The sequence below is a fragment of the Microbacterium ulmi genome (genome assembly GCF_011759705.1).
Classification (GTDB): Bacteria; Actinomycetota; Actinomycetes; order Actinomycetales; family Microbacteriaceae; genus Microbacterium; species Microbacterium ulmi.
In genome coordinates this window covers 500247-514365 of the sequence record NZ_JAAOZF010000001.1, presented here as the reverse complement: position 1 = coordinate 514365, position 14119 = coordinate 500247, and the positions used below count along the sequence as shown (strand labels likewise).

Below are 14119 nucleotides of genomic sequence, written 5' to 3'. Positions count from 1 at the left end.
ATGCCGGGCGCTCGCGACGCAGGGGCTCGCGACGCGTGGGCTTGCGACGGCGGGCGCGCGATGCCGTCGGCGCACTACGCCGTCAATGCGCGACGACGACCGCCCGCTCGATGCGCGTGCGCGAGACGCGCTTGCGGAAGACCCAGTACGTCCAGCCCTGGTAGAGCAGGACGAGCGGCAGGAAGATGACGGCGGCCCACGTCATGATCGTGAGGGTGTACTGCGTGCTCGACGCGTTCTCGATCGTGAGGCTGTTCGCGGCATCCGTCGTCGAGGGCATGACGTACGGGAACAGGGCCGTCCACAGCGTCAGGACCGCGAAGACGATCGTGAGCGCGCCCGCGAAGAAGGCCCAGCCGTCGCGCCGCGCCCAGTTCGCCGCGACGGAGGCGAGCAGCGCGACCGCCGCCACGGCGCCGCACGCGATCGAGAGCCACAGGAGCGGAGCGTCGCGGCCCGCCGCGATGGCGATCGTCCACACGACGGCGCCGGCCGCGAAGACGACGGTCGGGACGGCGAGGCGGCGCGCGAGGGTCTCGGCATCCGTCTTCACCTGCCCGTCGGTCTTGAGGCCGACGAAGTACACGCCGTGCAGGAAGAACAGCAGGAGCGTCGTGACGCCGACCCACAGTCCGTAGGGGTTCAGGAGCGTCAAGAGCGAGCCCGTGAAGTTCCTGTCGGCGTCGATCGGCACGCCCTGCACGATGTTTCCGACGGCGACGCCCCACAGGAGTGCGGGAACGGCGGACCCCACGACGATCATCGTGTCGAAGCCCCTCTTCCAGCGCAGCGAATCGCGCTGATGCCGGTACTCGAACGAGACGCCGCGGGCGATGAGGGCGAGCAGGATCAGCAGGAGAGGCAGGTAGAAGCCGCTGAAGAGGGTCGCATACCACTCGGGGAATGCGGCGAACAGGCACGCGCCCGCCACGATGACCCACGTCTCGTTGAGGTCCCACACGGGGCCGATCGTGTTGATGATCTGGCGGCGGCCGATGTCGTCCTTGCCGAGGAAGGGCAGCGACATCCCGACGCCGAAGTCGAACCCGTCGAGCACGAAGTACCCGACGAACAGGATGCCGACGATGAAGAACCAGAGGTAGGCGAGGTCCATGGCGTGCTCCTAGTACACCGTCGTGGGAGTGTCTTCGACGGACAGGGCCGAGGGGTGCGGATCGTCCGGGCCCGGCAGCGGATCCGGGCCCTTGCGCGCCGTCTTGACGATGAGGCCGATCTCGACGATCGCGAGGGTCGCGTAGATCGCCGTGAATGCGACGAGCGAGATCAGCACGGTCCAGCCCGGGACAGTGGGCGAGACGCCGTTCTGCGTCAGGAGCAGGCTGAACACGATCCAGGGCTGGCGGCCCATCTCGGTGAAGATCCAGCCGACGAGGATCGCGAGCAGCGACAGCGGGAACGACCACGCGGCGAGCCTCCACGCCCACGCGGGGACGTCGCTCTTGGCGCCCTTGCGCGTGAACCACAGGCCCGCGACGGCGACGAGGACGGCGAGTCCGCCGAGTCCGATCATCCAGCGGAAGGCCCAGTACGTGATCCACAGGACGGGTGCGAAGCTGCCGTCGACCTGCGCGGCCTGTTCGGGCCAGCGCGCCGAGAACTCCGCGTTGAGGTCGTTGATGCCCTCGACGCACGCGCTGAAGTCGTGATGCGACAGGAAGGCCAGCAGGTAGGGGATGCGGATGGAGAACAGCTCGCTCGTGCCGTCGGGGGTGCCGAGCGTGAAGATCGAGAACGACGCATCCGCTCCGCACGCACTGTCGAACATGGCCTCCGCGGCGGCCATCTTCATGGGCTGCGTCTTGACCATCACGAGGCTCAGCTGATCGCCCGAGAAGAACGTGCCGGCGAACGCGATGATCATCGCCCACAGGCCGAACCGCAGGGAGGACCGCATCATCTCGACGTTCCTGCCCCGCGCGAGCTGCCACGCCGACACGGAGATGATGACACCCGCCGTGAACATCCACGATGCGAAGATCGTGTGCGGGAAGGCCGCGAGCGCCACGGGGTTCGTGATGACGCCGACGAAGTCGGTCATCTCGGCGCGGCGTCCGTCGGCGGCCATCTGGTATCCGACGGGGTTCTGCATGAAGGCGTTGGCCGCGATGATGAAGTACGCGGAGAGGGTCGCGCCGATCGCCGCGATCCAGATCGTCGCGAGGTGCAGCCCCTTCGACAGCCGGTCCCAGCCGAAGATCCACAGGCCGATGAAGGTCGCCTCGAAGAAGAACGCCATGAGGCCCTCGAACGCGAGCGGAGCGCCGAAGACGTCGCCGACGAACCGGCTGTAGTCCGACCAGTTCATGCCGAACTGGAACTCCTGGACGATCCCCGTCACGACGCCCATCGCGAAGTTGATGAGGAAGATCCGGCCGAAGAAGCGGGTGAGGTGCAGCCACGCGACGTTCGCCGTGCGGAACCACGCGGTCTGGAAGATCGCGACCGTGAACGACATCCCGAGCGTCAGCGGCACGAAGAGGAAGTGGTAGAGGGTCGTCAGCCCGAACTGCCAGCGCGCCAGCAGCAGAGGATCGAGCCATTCCATGCGTGCTCCTTCCACCCGTCTGAAGGTCACGGTACACACCGATCCACGGGCCGTGGAGGCGACGGGCCGGATGCCGCTGCGAAGGAGCGGGCGTCAGGAGCGGAGGACGTCGGGCCCCGCCGCCGCGCCGGCGACGATGCCGGCCGCGTTGTCGGCGACCCACTCGACGAGCGGCAGCATCCGCTCCATCAGCTCGCGGCCGAACGGCGAGAGCGAGTACTCGACCCGCGGCGGCACCTCGGGGTAGGCCTCGCGGCGCACGATCCCGTCCGCTTCGAGCGTGCGCAGCGTCGACGCGAGCATCTTCTCGCTGATGCCGTCGACCTCGCGGCGCAGCTCGCCCCATCGGCGCGTGCCCTCTGAGAGGGCGAGGAGCACGAGGACCCCCCATTTGCTCATGATGTGGTCGAGCACGACACGGGTGGGGCACCCCACCGTGAAGATGTCGCCCTGTCTACCCCGGATCTGCGCAAGACTCACCGTCATGTGGGTACCTTACCCAAAAGTGGGTACCATCACTGCGGAATGCAAGCGGTGCGCGATCTCGTTCCTTCCCGTGCAGCCCACCGAAAGGAACAGATCATCATGACCATCCTCGTCACCGCGGCAAGCGGTCAGCTCGGCCGACTCGTCGTCGACGCCCTCCTCGCGCGCGGCGCTCACGCCGCCGACATCGTCGCCGGCGCGCGCACGCCCGCAAAGCTCGACGACCTCGCCGCGCGGGGCGTCGCCGTCGTCGAGCTCGACTACGACCGTCCCGGCACGATCTCCGCCGCGCTCGACGGCGTCGACCGGGTCCTGCTCATCTCGGGGTCGGAGCCCGGCACGCGCCTCGCCGGGCACCTGAGCGTCGTCGCGGCGGCGGAGGCCGCGGGCGTCGCGCGGCTCGTCTACACGAGCGCCCCACAGGTCACGACGTTCGACTATGTGCTCGCGCCCGACCACCGTGCGACGGAGGAGGCGATCGTCTCCTCCGGCATCCCGTACGTCATCCTCCGCAACGGCTGGTACACCGAGAACTTCGCGCACGACCTCGCGGTCGCGGCCGAGACGGGCGTCATCGCATCGGCGGTGGGCGGCGCGCGGGTCGCGAGCGCGAGCCGAGCCGACTACGCCGAGGCCGCCGCCGTCGTGCTCCTCGATGACGGCCACCTCGGCAGGACCTACGAGCTCGCCGGCGACGTCGCATGGGACCACCTCGACCTCGCGGCGGCGGCGTCCGCAGTGCTCGGTCGCGACGTCGCGCATCTGCCCCTCAGCCGCGAGCAGCTCGTCGCGCGGCTCGACGGCGCCGGTGTCACCCCCGAGCTCGCGGGATACGTCCTGCTTCTCGACGACGTCATCGGCACCGGTGTGCTCGGTGAGACGGACGGCACGCTGTCGCGGCTCATCGGGCGCCCCACGACGCCGCTCGAGGCCGGGCTGCGCGCCCTTGCGACGGAGCGGGCGGCCTCCATCTGAACGAGCCCCCCGCGCGGGCGGCGCCTCCACCAGCCCGTTCGCGTCGTCCGCGCCCGCACGACGCCCCCGCGCACGGCGCCTCGCCGGCCGCTCGCCGTCGAGGCGCCTTCCGCCCGTGACCGACGCCGCCGGGGCACCCGCACTCGAAGGGCGCCCCCCGCACGGATCCCGCGATCCGGGCCGGGGCTAGGCTCTTCGCATGGACGCCACCGCGGCAGGGGCACGACGCCGATGAGCGCCGTGCCGGTCACGATCGGGGTCCGGATGCCGAGCCCCGTCGCACCGATGCGCGACGTGGCCGCCGCACCGGGTGCGGCATCCGGCCCGCTCGTCGACACGCACGGGCGCGTCCACCGCGACCTCCGCATCTCGCTCACGGACCGCTGCTCGCTTCGCTGCACGTACTGCATGCCCGAGCAGGGCAACGAGTGGCTCGCGCGGACGAGCATCCTGACGCTCGACGAGATCGCGCGGGTCGCGCGGGTCGCGGCGGCGGACGGCATCACGACGTTCCGGCTGACGGGCGGGGAGCCGCTGCTGCGCAAGGACCTGCCCGAGGTCGTGCGTCGGCTCGCCGAGATCACGGGTCCGGAAGGCGAACCCGTCGAGCTCGCGATGACGACGAACGGCATCGGGCTCGGCGCCGTGCTCCCTGCCCTCGTCGACGCGGGGCTGACGCGCCTCAACGTCTCGCTCGACACGCTGCGGCCTGACAGGTTCCGCGAGCTCACGCGCCGCGACCGGCTCGGAGACGTGCTCGACGGGATCGCGGCTGCCGCGGCATCCGGGCTCCGTCCCCTCAAGCTCAACGCCGTCGCGATGCGCGGGGTCAACGACGACGAGCTCGCCGACCTCGTGCGGTTCGCGATCGACCACGGCGCCGAGATGCGGTTCATCGAGCAGATGCCGCTCGACGCGGGGCACACGTGGGATCGCGCGCGCATGGTCACGCGCGACGAGATCCTCGGCGCGCTCGCCGGCGAGTGGACGCTGACGCCCGTTCCCGGACGCGGCGGAGCACCTGCGGAGCGGTGGATGCTCGACGGGGAAGGGCACACGGTCGGGGTCATCGCGTCGGTCACGGCGCCGTTCTGCGGGGACTGCGACCGCCTGCGCCTCACGGCCGACGGACAGCTGCGCAACTGCCTCTTCTCGACGACCGAGTACGACCTGCTGCCGATCCTGCGCACGGACGGCGGCGGCGCGGACACCGCGATCGACGGGATGCTGCGCGCCTGTGTCCGCGGCAAGCTCCCCGGGCACGCGATCGACGACCCCTCGTTCCTGCAGCCCGCGCGCGGCATGAACGCGATCGGAGGCTGACATGGGACGCATCACGGCGCGCAGGCCCGTCGTCCGCATCACGCTCGGAGCGGAGCCGACGCGCCGCCCCGACACGCTCGCGGTCGAGGAGCCGCTCGAGATCCGCGTCGCCGGCACGCCGCTCGCCGTCACGATGCGCACACCGGGAGACGACGTCGAGCTGGCGGCGGGGTTCCTCGTGTCGGAGGGCGTCGTGTCGCGCGGCGAGGACTTCCGCTCGGCGATCCACTGCGGCGGGCCGGGGACCGCGGGCTCGGCGGCGGCTTCGGCCGAGAACACGTACAACGTGCTCGACGTCGCGCTCGCGCCGGGGATCCCGCTCCCGCAGCCGAACCGGAACTTCTACACGACGAGCTCGTGCGGACTGTGCGGCAAGGCGTCGATCGACGCCGTCGAGACGGTCTCGACGTACGACGTCGCCTCCGACGCCGTGACGGTGGATGCCGAGACCCTCGTGACGCTTCCCGACAGGCTCCGCGCCGATCAGGCCGTGTTCGAGAAGACCGGCGGGCTGCATGCGGCGGCGCTGTTCGATGCGGCGAACGGCGAGCTGCTCGTCCTGCGGGAGGACGTCGGACGCCACAACGCGGTCGACAAGGTCGTCGGCTGGGCCGTGCTGCACGACCGGCTGCCCCTCTCGGGCACGGTGCTCCAGGTGTCGGGCCGCGCGAGCTTCGAGCTCGTGCAGAAGGCCGTCATGGCCGGCATCCCGGTCCTCGCGGCCGTGTCGGCGCCGTCGTCGCTCGCCGTCGACCTCGCGACCGAGGCGGGGGTGACGCTCGTCGGCTTCCTCCGGGGGTCGTCGATGAACGTCTACGCGCACGCGGAGCGCGTCCGCGTCGGGTCGACTGTTTCGGCATGAGACGGCATCCCCTGCGTCCGCCGGGAGTCCCGTTCAGGATGGACCGGGACGGAAGGACACCCCATGGCTCATCTGCTCGTCTTCGAGTTCCCTTCGCACGGTCCGTTCGGCGCTGAGGCGCTCGAGGCGTACCGCGGGCTCGCGGAAGACATCGCCGGCGAGGAGGGTCTCGTCTGGAAGGTCTGGACGGAGGATGCCGAGGCCGGCCTCGCCGGCGGCGTCTATCTCTTCGCGACGAAGGCCGACGGCGACCGGTACCTCGCCCTGCACACGAGGCGGCTGCAGAGCCTCGGCGTCACCGACATCGAGGCGAGCGAGTTCGCCGTCAACGAGGGCCTGTCCAGGATCACCCGCGCTCCGCTCGCGTGACGCGCCCGTTCAGTCGAGCGTGCTCTGCCAGCCGAGCGCAGGCGCGACGTGCTTCGCGAAGGCCTCGACGATCCGCAGGTTGAAGGCGACGCCCAGCTGGCTGGGGATCGTGAGCATGAGCGTGTCGGCGCTGCGGATCGCGGCGTCGTCGAGCAGCTGCCCGACGAGCACGTCGGGCTCGGCGGCGTACGTCTTCCCGAACGTCGACCGGAAGCCGTCGATGTAGCCGACTCCGTCGCCCTCCTGGCGTCCGCCGAAGTAGAGGTGGTCCTCCGCCGTCGTGAGCGGGAAGATCGACCGGCTCACGGATGCGCGAGGCTCGCCGGGATGCCCCGCCTCGCGCCAGGCCGCGCGGAAGGCGTCGATCTGGTCCGCCTGCAGCAGGTCGAACGGGCGGCCGTCGGCCTCCGTGAGGAGTGTCGACGACATGAGGTTGACCCCGACGCGTCCCGCCCATTCGGCGGTCTCGCGCGTGCCGGCGCCCCACCAGATGCGCGAGCGCAGTCCGGGGGAGTGGGGCTCGACGCGCTGCATGCCCGTGCCGCCGCCGAAGGGCGACGACGCATCCCGCTCCGCGAGTCCTTCGCCCTCGATCGCGCGCAGGAACGTCGCGAAGTGGTCGCGCGCGAGGTCTGCGCCCCGCGGATCGTCCGAGCCCGTGTAGCCGAACGCCTCATACCCCCGGACGACCGACTCGGGTGAGCCGCGGCTCACGCCGAGGGCGAGTCGTCCGCCGCTGATGAGGTCGACGGCCGCCGCCTCCTCCGCGAGGTACAGCGGGTTCTCGTACCTCATGTCGATGACGCCCGTGCCCATCTCGATGCGCTGCGTGCGGGCCGCGATCGCCGCGAGCAGCGGCATGGGAGAGGACTGCTGGCGCGCGAAGTGATGCACGCGGAAGTAGACGCCGTTGACGCCGAGCTCGTCCATCCCCTCGGCGAGCTCGATCGCCTGCATGAGCGAGTCCGCCGCCGACAGCTGCCTCCCGCCGCCGAGCGGTCCGTAGTGGCCGAACGAGAGGGTTCCGAAGCGCTGCATGGCTGTCACAACCTCGCTTCCGCGATGTTCATTCCGATGAATGGATGCCGCTCGGCCGCATCCGCGTCGCCGTCGACGCTACGCGGGAACGGCGGCTCCCGCGTGGAGCGCTTCGACGACGGGAGCGAGCTCGGGCTGCTGCGCGGCATCCGCCAGCACGCGTCGGAGCGTCTCGTCGTGGATGGGACGCGCCCGATCGTACAGCGTGCGGCCCGCGGGCGTGAGCTCGGTGTAGATGCCGCGGCGATCGTCGGCGCACAGGACGCGGGTGAGGAGCCCGCGGTCCTCGAGACGCGTCACGAGGCGCGTCGTCGCGCTCGCGCTGAGAGCCGCCGCGCGCGCGAGCTGCTGCATGCGCATGTGCCAGCCGTCCTGTCGGCTGAGGGCGTCGAGCACGGTGTACTCGACGACCGAGAGCTCGACGGATGCCGAGAGCGCGCGCTCGAGCTCCGACTCGATGAGTCCGTGCAGGGCCGCGAGCGTGCGCCATCCCTGCGCACGCACTTCGACGGCGTCGTCGGCGATGCCCATTTCTCCCTCGATCCATTCAGATGAATACTTGCTTGCGCGTCCTACTTGCGTGTGCAACGATCTATCTCGTTCGCGCAACATCCCGCGTGTGCAACTATCCCGTCAAGTGTAACAGGAGATCCCTTCATGCCTCTGGGCCTTCTCGCTCTCGCCATCGGCGCATTCGGCATCGGTCTGACCGAGTTCGTCATCATGGGCCTGCTGCCCGAGGTCGCGGCCGACTTCTCCGTCACGGAGGCCGGCGCGGGCTGGCTCATCTCGGGCTACGCGCTCGCGGTCGTCGTGGGCGCCCTCGGAATCACTGCCGCCACGACCCGGCTTCCCCGAAAGGCCGTCCTGCTCGGTCTCGTCGTCCTCTTCATCGCCGGCAACGTCCTGACGGCACTCGCTCCCGAGTACGGCATCGCGCTCGCGGGACGCATCCTCGCGGCGCTCAGCCACGGCGCCTTCTTCGGCATCGGCTCGGTCGTCGCGGCGAGCCTCGTCGCGCCCGAGAAGCGGGCGGGCGCGATCGCCCTCATGTTCACGGGCCTCACGGCGGCCAACGTCCTCGGCGTGCCCTTCGGCACCTTCCTCGGCCAGCAGCTGGGCTGGCGATCGACGTTCTGGGCCATCTCGCTCATCGGCGTCGTCTCGTTCGTCGGCATCGCGACCCTCGTGCCGGCTCCGCGTGCCCCACAGGAGCACGTGAGTCTGCGCGGCGAGCTTCGCGCTTTCCGCTCGAGCCAGGTCTGGCTCTCGCTCGTCGTGACGATCCTCGCGTTCGGCGGCATGTTCGGCGCGTTCACGTACATCGCCTACACGCTCACCGCGGTGAGCGGCTTCTCGGCGGCCGCCGTGCCGTGGCTCCTGGTCCTGTTCGGTGCGGGGCTCGTCGTCGGCAACTGGCTCGGCGGGCGCCTCGCCGACCGTTCGATCGACGGCACTCTCGTGCTCTTCACGGCCGCTCTCGTCGTCGTCCTCGTCGCATTCGGCCTTCTCGCGGGGTCGCAGCCGGCGACCGTCGTCCTCCTCGCGCTCATGGGCGGCTTCGGCTTCGGCACTGTCCCGGGGCTGCAGAGCCGCGTCATGGTCTATGCCGGCCAGGCCCCGACGCTCGCCTCCGGCGCCAACATCGGTGCCTTCAACCTCGGCAACGCGCTCGGCGCGTGGGCCGGCGGCCTCGGCATCAGCGCGGGCCTCGGATACACGTCCCCCATCTGGATCGGCGCCCTGATCACGGCGGCGGGGCTCGTCGTGATGCTGTTCGCCGCATCGGCCGCCCGTCGCGACATCGGGTCCGCATCGCTCGAGCTCGTCTCCGACGCGACGGATGCCGCATCCGCTGCGCTCGCCCCGCCCGTGCGTTGACCGGTCCCGGCCGACGCGGGCCCGTTCACGCCCCGCGGGCGGAGTCGGCGGGGCGCAGCATCCTGAGCACCGCGAGGTGCCCCAGCAGGAACGCGGGCTCGTCGAGGCGCTTGCGGCGCATCCAGCCGGTCACCTCGTCGTTGCACTTGCTCGCATTGCACGAGCGGCAGGCGGGCACGACGTTGTCGAGCGTGTAGCGCCCCCCTCGCGAGATCGGCAGGACGCAGTCGCGCTGCAGCGCGACCCCCCGGGTTCCGCAGTACGCGCAGCGCGCCCAGGCGTCGAGGATCGCGAACCACTCCGCGTCGGTCAGATCGCTCCCGGATGCCGCCACCCGGCGGGCGCGCCGGCGAGAGGCGGTGGCGCGGCGGCTCCGGCTGACGGGCATGGCGTCACAGTACCGGCGGGCGAGCCTCTCGACGCGCGCACCCACCGTGTATCAGGGAAGGCGTGTATCAGGTCAGGCACGCACGGCTCTTTCCTGTCGAACGCGAACCCGCGCCAGATCCGCACAGGAGCATCCGATGAACCGCCGCACCGTCGTCGCACTCTCGGCAGCCGCCACGGCAGCCGGGGTCGTCGTGCTGCGGGAGGGCCTCGTCGAACTCGTCTTCCGGCGGGTCGTCGACGGACTCGCCGCCTCGGCGGGGCATCGTCTCAGCGGCGGTGCCTTCATGCCCACTCCCGTCGAGATCGCCTAGCGCTCGACCGTCCGGGCTCTGGCCCGCACACTCCCGTCCGAGCACGCGCCGCGCCTGTGCGACGAGGCTCGGCATCCCCTTCCCCGCCACCGGCCGACGACGTCCGGCGCTCGATCCACGGAGTGATCGACATGGTCTCCGCAGCTCTGCCCGCACCGCGCGTCGCGGGCTTTCGCGCGCTGGGGCTCGTCCTGGCCGCGTCGCTCGGCGTGCAGTCGTCGGCTCTGCTCGCGCACGTGCTCTTCGAACGCCTCGGGCCCATCGGCGTGAGCGGCCTGCGGTTCGCGATCGCCGCCGTGATCGCTGCCGTGATCGTACGCCCTCGCCTGCGTGGGCGCAGCGTCGTCGAGTGGATCGCGATCGGATGCTTCGGCGCGTCGATCGCGAGCATGAACGTGTTCCTGTACCTCGCGCTCGACAGACTGCCGTTCGGCATCGCGCTGACGCTCGAGTTCCTCGGTCCGTTCGCCGTCGCCGCGCTGGGCGCCCGGCGGCCTCTCGCAGCGCTGTTCCCCGTCGCGGGCCTCGTCGGCGTCGTGCTCGTCGTGCGGCCGTCAGGGGCGCTCGACCCGATCGGCCTGCTCTTCGGGGCGCTCGCGGCGGCCGCTCTCGCGGCCTACACGCTGCTCGCGGAGCGGGTGGGGCGCGACGCGCGCGGATTCGACGGGCTCGCGCTGGCCTTCGTGTTCGCCGCCGTGCTGACCGCGCCGTTCGCGCTGCAGGCGCTGCCCTCCCTGCAGTGGACGGATGCCGGCATCCTGACCCTGGCCGCCGTGCTGGGCGTCGTCGTGGCCTTCGCCGCCGACTTCCTCGCGGTGCGGGCCACCTCGGCCAGGACGGTCGCCGTCATGCTGTCGTTCGACCCCGTGCTCGCGGCCCTCCTCGGGGTCGCGCTCCTCGCGCAGACGCTGGATGCCACGACCTGGCTGGGAATCCTTCTCGTCGCGATTGCGGGCGGAGGCAGCGCGGCGCTCGCGGGCCGTGTCCGCTCGCCCGCACCATCGAGCGCGGCCAGCCTGTCGACGTGACCGGATGGTCCCGCGTAGGGCTGGAGCATCTCGCATGCATCGTGGGGCGCGGCTCGCCTGTAGGTCGCGCCTGGTTCGAGGTGTACGTGCGCCGGGCGAGCCCCCGAAGTGGGTCACGTTCTTCGCGACGCGGGCGCTGCATCGGTGGGATGCCGCCCCCGCCACCGGCTGAGCGTGCCTACCATGGCAGGACACCTCCCCACATGGAAGGAGGCGGCATGGTCCAGGTCCGCGTCGCCGGCGTCGCGCTCGATGCGACCGAGCAGCACGTCATCCTGCTCAAGCCGATCGGCGAGATAGAGGGCGGCGGCCGCATCCTGCCCATCTGGATCGGCCAGCAGGAGGCGACGTCGATCCTCATCGCCATCGAGGGCGCGGTCGTGCCGCGGCCGCTCGCCCACGATCTCATGCGATCTCTCGTCGAGACGCTCGGTGCGACGGTCGTCCGCGTCGAGGTCGCGCGCATCGAGGAGGGTACCTTCTACGGCGAGATCACGCTGTCGACGGTGCTCGGCGAGCGCATCGTCGACGCGAGGCCGTCCGACGCGATCGCCCTCGCGTCGCGCGTGGGCGCGCCGATCTGGGTGGCCGACGCCGTCATGGACGAGGCGAGCGTTCCCGACACCGTGACGGGCGCCGATGCCGACGCGGACGGTGAGATCGAGACCGATGCCGACACGGTGACGGCAGAGCGGCTCGACGAGTTCAAGCGCTTCCTCGACGACGTCGAGCCGGAGGACTTCGGCAGCTGATCGCCTGCGCCAGCACCGGCGGCATCGCGGCGCGCCCGCGCCGCCGGCCCTCCCTGCCGGAAGGCCATCCCTGCCGGAAGGCCATCCCTGCAGCAGGACTGCTGGTGCCGGGGCGTAGCTGCACGTGGGCTCATCCTGCCGTGAGTCCGTTCGTGCCGGGGCGTACCTGCCCGGGGGCTCATCCTGCCGTGGGCCCCGTTCGTTCCGGGGCGTACCTGCCTGGGGTTTGTCTTGTCGTGTGTCCGTTTGTGCCGGGGCGTCCCTGCCCCGCGGCTCATCCTGCCGTGAGTCCGTACGTGCCCCCGGCCATCCCTGCCCGACCGCGGCGCGCGTGCGGGATGATCGACGCGTGTACCTGCCCCCCATCCAGCCCGCCCCGCTCGGCGAAGAGGCGTCCGGCGGGTACTCGTACGGGGCCGCGCTCTTCCGCGGGGACGTGGCGGCGCTGCCCGGCGTCCTCGCACTGCTGCGCGGCATCCGCTTCTCGGGGTGGATCGCCCCGCAGCGCGACGGCTGGACCGTCGTGTTGGGAGACCCGGGCGACGGCGTCGTCGCGCGGGACAGACGCGGGGTGATCGAGGTCGGCGCGCTGATCGCCGATGAGCTCGGGATGCCGGTGCTCGCGGCACGCGTGCGCGGCGACCGCCAGCTCTCGATCGTGGGATGGCGCGGCCCGGAAGAGATCGGACGGTACTGCAGCGATCCGGCGAACGAGCCCGGCGCCGACGACGACGTGCTGGCGGAGCCCTTCGGCTCCGAGCACGCCGAGGCGATCGCGCACCTGTGGGGTCGCGCCGACGCCGCCGAGGAGCTCGCCGAGCTGCTCGAGGAGGATCTCGACCCGGACAGCGTCTTCGAGTCGGAGCGTCTCGGCAGCGTGCTGCGGCTGCTCGGGATGCCGCGCTGGATCGTCGGCGCGGGGGAGCTGCCGCGCGACATCCCGACGGGTCCGCGCGCCCGCGAGCTCGTGCGGCTGCGTGCGGGGAGGACGGGACTCGCGGGCCGGCTCGCCAACGTGTTCCGGCGTCGGTGGCGTCGCCGGCAGACTCCGCCTGCGGTCATCGCCGATCCGCCCACGGGCAGCACCACGGGCTTCGAGCCGTGGATGCTCTGAGCTGTGGATGCTCTGAGCCGTGGATGCTCTGAGCCGTGGATGCTCTGAGCTGTGGGTGCTCTGAGTCGTGGATGTTCTGAGTCGTGGATGTTCTGAGTCGTGGGTGCTCTGTGCCGTGGGTGCTCTGTGCCGTGGGTGCTTGAGCTGTGGGTGCTTTGAGCTGTGGGTGCTCTGAGACCGCGGGACGTCGTCAGACGGTCGCGGCTCCTGCGCTGCGAACGCCGAGTCGCCTCGTCGTCGCGCCGATGCAGGTGTCTTCGACGACCTGCAGGCCCGCGCTCTCCGCGATCGTGCGCGCCTCGGCCGAGGCGATGCCGAGCTGCAGCCACAGGGTCTTCGCCCCGACGGCTACGGCCTGCTCCGCGATGCGCGGGGTCTCACCTGACGGCCGGAACACGTCGACGACGTCGATGGGCACGGGGATGTCGGACAGCGATCGGTAGGCCGTGAGGCCCATGATCTCGCCGGCGGTCGGATGCACAGGGATCACGTCGAAACCGGCATCGAGGAGGATGCGCGCGATCGCCTGCGACGGCTTCGCGGGGTCGGTCGACAGGCCGACGATCGCGACCGTCTGCGACGATTCGAGCAGGGACGCGAGCTCACTGTCGTTCATGCTTGGCGCAACGCGGGGGCGCCGCCGGCGATTCCCGTGAACGCGAAGTCGTGCCGCATCTCACGGGGTGGGTTGCCGCCTCCTCCGCGCCGCGCCAGAGCTGGGCTGTGCCAGGACCGCGCGGTGTCAGACCCAAGCGGTGTCAGACCCACGAGGTGTCAGACCCAAAGCTGTGCCGGAATCGAACAGTCCCGGATCGGAGCTGTGCCGGGATCGAACAGTCCCGGATCGGAGCTGTGCCGGAATCGAACAGTCCCGGATCGGAGTTGTGCCGGGATCGAACAGTCCCGGATCGGAGTTGTGCCGGGATCGAACAGTCCCGGATCGGAGTTGTGCCGGGATCGAACAGTCCCGGATCGGAGTTGTGCCGGGATCGAACAGTCCCGGATCGGAGTTGTGCCGGACTCG

General features: G+C 71.0%; 16 protein-coding genes. 9 read left to right on the top strand and 7 right to left on the bottom strand.

The window, feature by feature from the left end; all coding sequences use genetic code 11:
* Positions 1-82: 82 nt before the first annotated feature.
* From cydB to FHS08_RS02415, 3 genes are all read right to left on the bottom strand, one after another.
* Complete coding sequence (gene cydB / locus FHS08_RS02425) at positions 83-1114, bottom strand: cytochrome d ubiquinol oxidase subunit II (RefSeq protein ID WP_167035148.1); 1032 nt, start codon at positions 1112-1114, stop codon at positions 83-85.
* A gap of 9 nt (positions 1115-1123) precedes the next feature.
* Positions 1124-2566 carry a cytochrome ubiquinol oxidase subunit I gene (locus tag FHS08_RS02420; RefSeq protein ID WP_167035146.1) on the bottom strand — a complete coding sequence of 481 codons (1443 nt, stop codon included), beginning with the start codon at positions 2564-2566 and terminating at the stop codon, positions 1124-1126.
* A gap of 93 nt (positions 2567-2659) precedes the next feature.
* On the bottom strand, positions 2660-3052 hold the full coding sequence (locus tag FHS08_RS02415; protein WP_167035144.1) for a winged helix-turn-helix transcriptional regulator: 393 nt from the start codon (positions 3050-3052) through the stop codon (positions 2660-2662).
* Between the two features lie 99 nt (positions 3053-3151).
* Here FHS08_RS02415 and FHS08_RS02410 point away from each other — a divergent pair, with 99 nt between their 5' ends.
* The 4 genes from FHS08_RS02410 to FHS08_RS02395 all read left to right on the top strand — a co-directional run bounded on the left by FHS08_RS02410 (position 3152) and on the right by FHS08_RS02395 (position 6581).
* Positions 3152-4027: an NAD(P)H-binding protein gene (locus FHS08_RS02410; protein WP_167035142.1), complete on the top strand. Its 876-nt coding sequence runs from the start codon at positions 3152-3154 to the stop codon at positions 4025-4027.
* 231 nt (positions 4028-4258) lie between these two features.
* A complete protein-coding gene (gene moaA, locus FHS08_RS02405) occupies positions 4259-5350 on the top strand; it encodes a GTP 3',8-cyclase MoaA (RefSeq protein WP_167035140.1) in 1092 nt (363 codons plus the stop codon).
* A 1-nt stretch (position 5351) separates the two neighbouring features.
* Positions 5352-6212, top strand: coding sequence for a formate dehydrogenase accessory sulfurtransferase FdhD (gene fdhD, locus FHS08_RS02400; RefSeq protein WP_167035138.1), 861 nt, complete (start codon positions 5352-5354; stop codon positions 6210-6212).
* Positions 6213-6275: 63 nt separating this feature from the next.
* Positions 6276-6581, top strand: coding sequence for a monooxygenase (locus FHS08_RS02395; RefSeq protein ID WP_167035136.1), 306 nt, complete (start codon positions 6276-6278; stop codon positions 6579-6581).
* A gap of 9 nt (positions 6582-6590) precedes the next feature.
* On the opposite strand, the gene FHS08_RS02390 is transcribed toward FHS08_RS02395, so the two are convergent.
* Positions 6591-7619, bottom strand: coding sequence for an LLM class flavin-dependent oxidoreductase (locus FHS08_RS02390; protein ID WP_167035134.1), 1029 nt, complete (start codon positions 7617-7619; stop codon positions 6591-6593).
* A 78-nt stretch (positions 7620-7697) separates the two neighbouring features.
* Entirely contained in the window at positions 7698-8150 is a 453-nt protein-coding gene (locus tag FHS08_RS02385; protein WP_167035132.1) for a MarR family winged helix-turn-helix transcriptional regulator, read from the bottom strand.
* A gap of 126 nt (positions 8151-8276) precedes the next feature.
* Here FHS08_RS02385 and FHS08_RS02380 point away from each other — a divergent pair, with 126 nt between their 5' ends.
* Positions 8277-9500: an MFS transporter gene (locus FHS08_RS02380; RefSeq protein ID WP_167035130.1), complete on the top strand. Its 1224-nt coding sequence runs from the start codon at positions 8277-8279 to the stop codon at positions 9498-9500.
* A gap of 25 nt (positions 9501-9525) precedes the next feature.
* Here the strand turns inward: FHS08_RS02380 and FHS08_RS02375 are convergent, their stop codons facing one another.
* A complete protein-coding gene (locus tag FHS08_RS02375; protein ID WP_167035128.1) occupies positions 9526-9888 on the bottom strand; it encodes an HNH endonuclease in 363 nt (120 codons plus the stop codon).
* Between the two features lie 136 nt (positions 9889-10024).
* Here FHS08_RS02375 and FHS08_RS02370 point away from each other — a divergent pair, with 136 nt between their 5' ends.
* The 4 genes from FHS08_RS02370 (at position 10025) to FHS08_RS02355 (ending at position 13095) form a co-directional block, all read left to right on the top strand.
* The gene (locus FHS08_RS02370) at positions 10025-10201 is read left to right on the top strand and encodes a hypothetical protein (RefSeq protein ID WP_167035126.1); all 177 of its coding nucleotides are present in this window, start codon (positions 10025-10027) and stop codon (positions 10199-10201) included.
* A 131-nt stretch (positions 10202-10332) separates the two neighbouring features.
* The gene (locus tag FHS08_RS02365; RefSeq protein ID WP_167035124.1) at positions 10333-11229 is read left to right on the top strand and encodes an EamA family transporter; all 897 of its coding nucleotides are present in this window, start codon (positions 10333-10335) and stop codon (positions 11227-11229) included.
* A 218-nt stretch (positions 11230-11447) separates the two neighbouring features.
* Positions 11448-11981 carry a bifunctional nuclease family protein gene (locus FHS08_RS02360; protein WP_167035122.1) on the top strand — a complete coding sequence of 178 codons (534 nt, stop codon included), beginning with the start codon at positions 11448-11450 and terminating at the stop codon, positions 11979-11981.
* Positions 11982-12330: 349 nt separating this feature from the next.
* A complete protein-coding gene (locus FHS08_RS02355; RefSeq protein ID WP_167035121.1) occupies positions 12331-13095 on the top strand; it encodes a hypothetical protein in 765 nt (254 codons plus the stop codon).
* 190 nt (positions 13096-13285) lie between these two features.
* Here FHS08_RS02355 and FHS08_RS02350 read toward each other — a convergent pair whose 3' ends face one another.
* Positions 13286-13711 (bottom strand): CoA-binding protein, encoded by a 426-nt coding sequence (locus tag FHS08_RS02350; RefSeq protein WP_167035119.1) that lies wholly within the window; start codon positions 13709-13711, stop codon positions 13286-13288.
* Positions 13712-14119 lie beyond the last annotated feature (408 nt).

What these genes read in the sequence shown, in the direction of transcription:
- cydB (WP_167035148.1), bottom strand. Translation starts at nt 1,114, where the DNA reads ATGGACCTCGCCTACCTCTGGTTCTTCATCGTCGGCATCCTGTTCGTC.
- FHS08_RS02420 (WP_167035146.1), bottom strand. Translation starts at nt 2,566, where the DNA reads ATGGAATGGCTCGATCCTCTGCTGCTGGCGCGCTGGCAGTTCGGGCTG.
- FHS08_RS02415 (WP_167035144.1), bottom strand. Translation starts at nt 3,052, where the DNA reads ATGACGGTGAGTCTTGCGCAGATCCGGGGTAGACAGGGCGACATCTTC.
- FHS08_RS02410 (WP_167035142.1), top strand. Translation starts at nt 3,152, where the DNA reads ATGACCATCCTCGTCACCGCGGCAAGCGGTCAGCTCGGCCGACTCGTC.
- moaA (WP_167035140.1), top strand. Translation starts at nt 4,259, where the DNA reads ATGAGCGCCGTGCCGGTCACGATCGGGGTCCGGATGCCGAGCCCCGTC.
- fdhD (WP_167035138.1), top strand. Translation starts at nt 5,352, where the DNA reads ATGGGACGCATCACGGCGCGCAGGCCCGTCGTCCGCATCACGCTCGGA.
- FHS08_RS02395 (WP_167035136.1), top strand. Translation starts at nt 6,276, where the DNA reads ATGGCTCATCTGCTCGTCTTCGAGTTCCCTTCGCACGGTCCGTTCGGC.
- FHS08_RS02390 (WP_167035134.1), bottom strand. Translation starts at nt 7,619, where the DNA reads ATGCAGCGCTTCGGAACCCTCTCGTTCGGCCACTACGGACCGCTCGGC.
- FHS08_RS02385 (WP_167035132.1), bottom strand. Translation starts at nt 8,150, where the DNA reads ATGGGCATCGCCGACGACGCCGTCGAAGTGCGTGCGCAGGGATGGCGC.
- FHS08_RS02380 (WP_167035130.1), top strand. Translation starts at nt 8,277, where the DNA reads ATGCCTCTGGGCCTTCTCGCTCTCGCCATCGGCGCATTCGGCATCGGT.
- FHS08_RS02375 (WP_167035128.1), bottom strand. Translation starts at nt 9,888, where the DNA reads ATGCCCGTCAGCCGGAGCCGCCGCGCCACCGCCTCTCGCCGGCGCGCC.
- FHS08_RS02370 (WP_167035126.1), top strand. Translation starts at nt 10,025, where the DNA reads ATGAACCGCCGCACCGTCGTCGCACTCTCGGCAGCCGCCACGGCAGCC.
- FHS08_RS02365 (WP_167035124.1), top strand. Translation starts at nt 10,333, where the DNA reads ATGGTCTCCGCAGCTCTGCCCGCACCGCGCGTCGCGGGCTTTCGCGCG.
- FHS08_RS02360 (WP_167035122.1), top strand. Translation starts at nt 11,448, where the DNA reads ATGGTCCAGGTCCGCGTCGCCGGCGTCGCGCTCGATGCGACCGAGCAG.
- FHS08_RS02350 (WP_167035119.1), bottom strand. Translation starts at nt 13,711, where the DNA reads ATGAACGACAGTGAGCTCGCGTCCCTGCTCGAATCGTCGCAGACGGTC.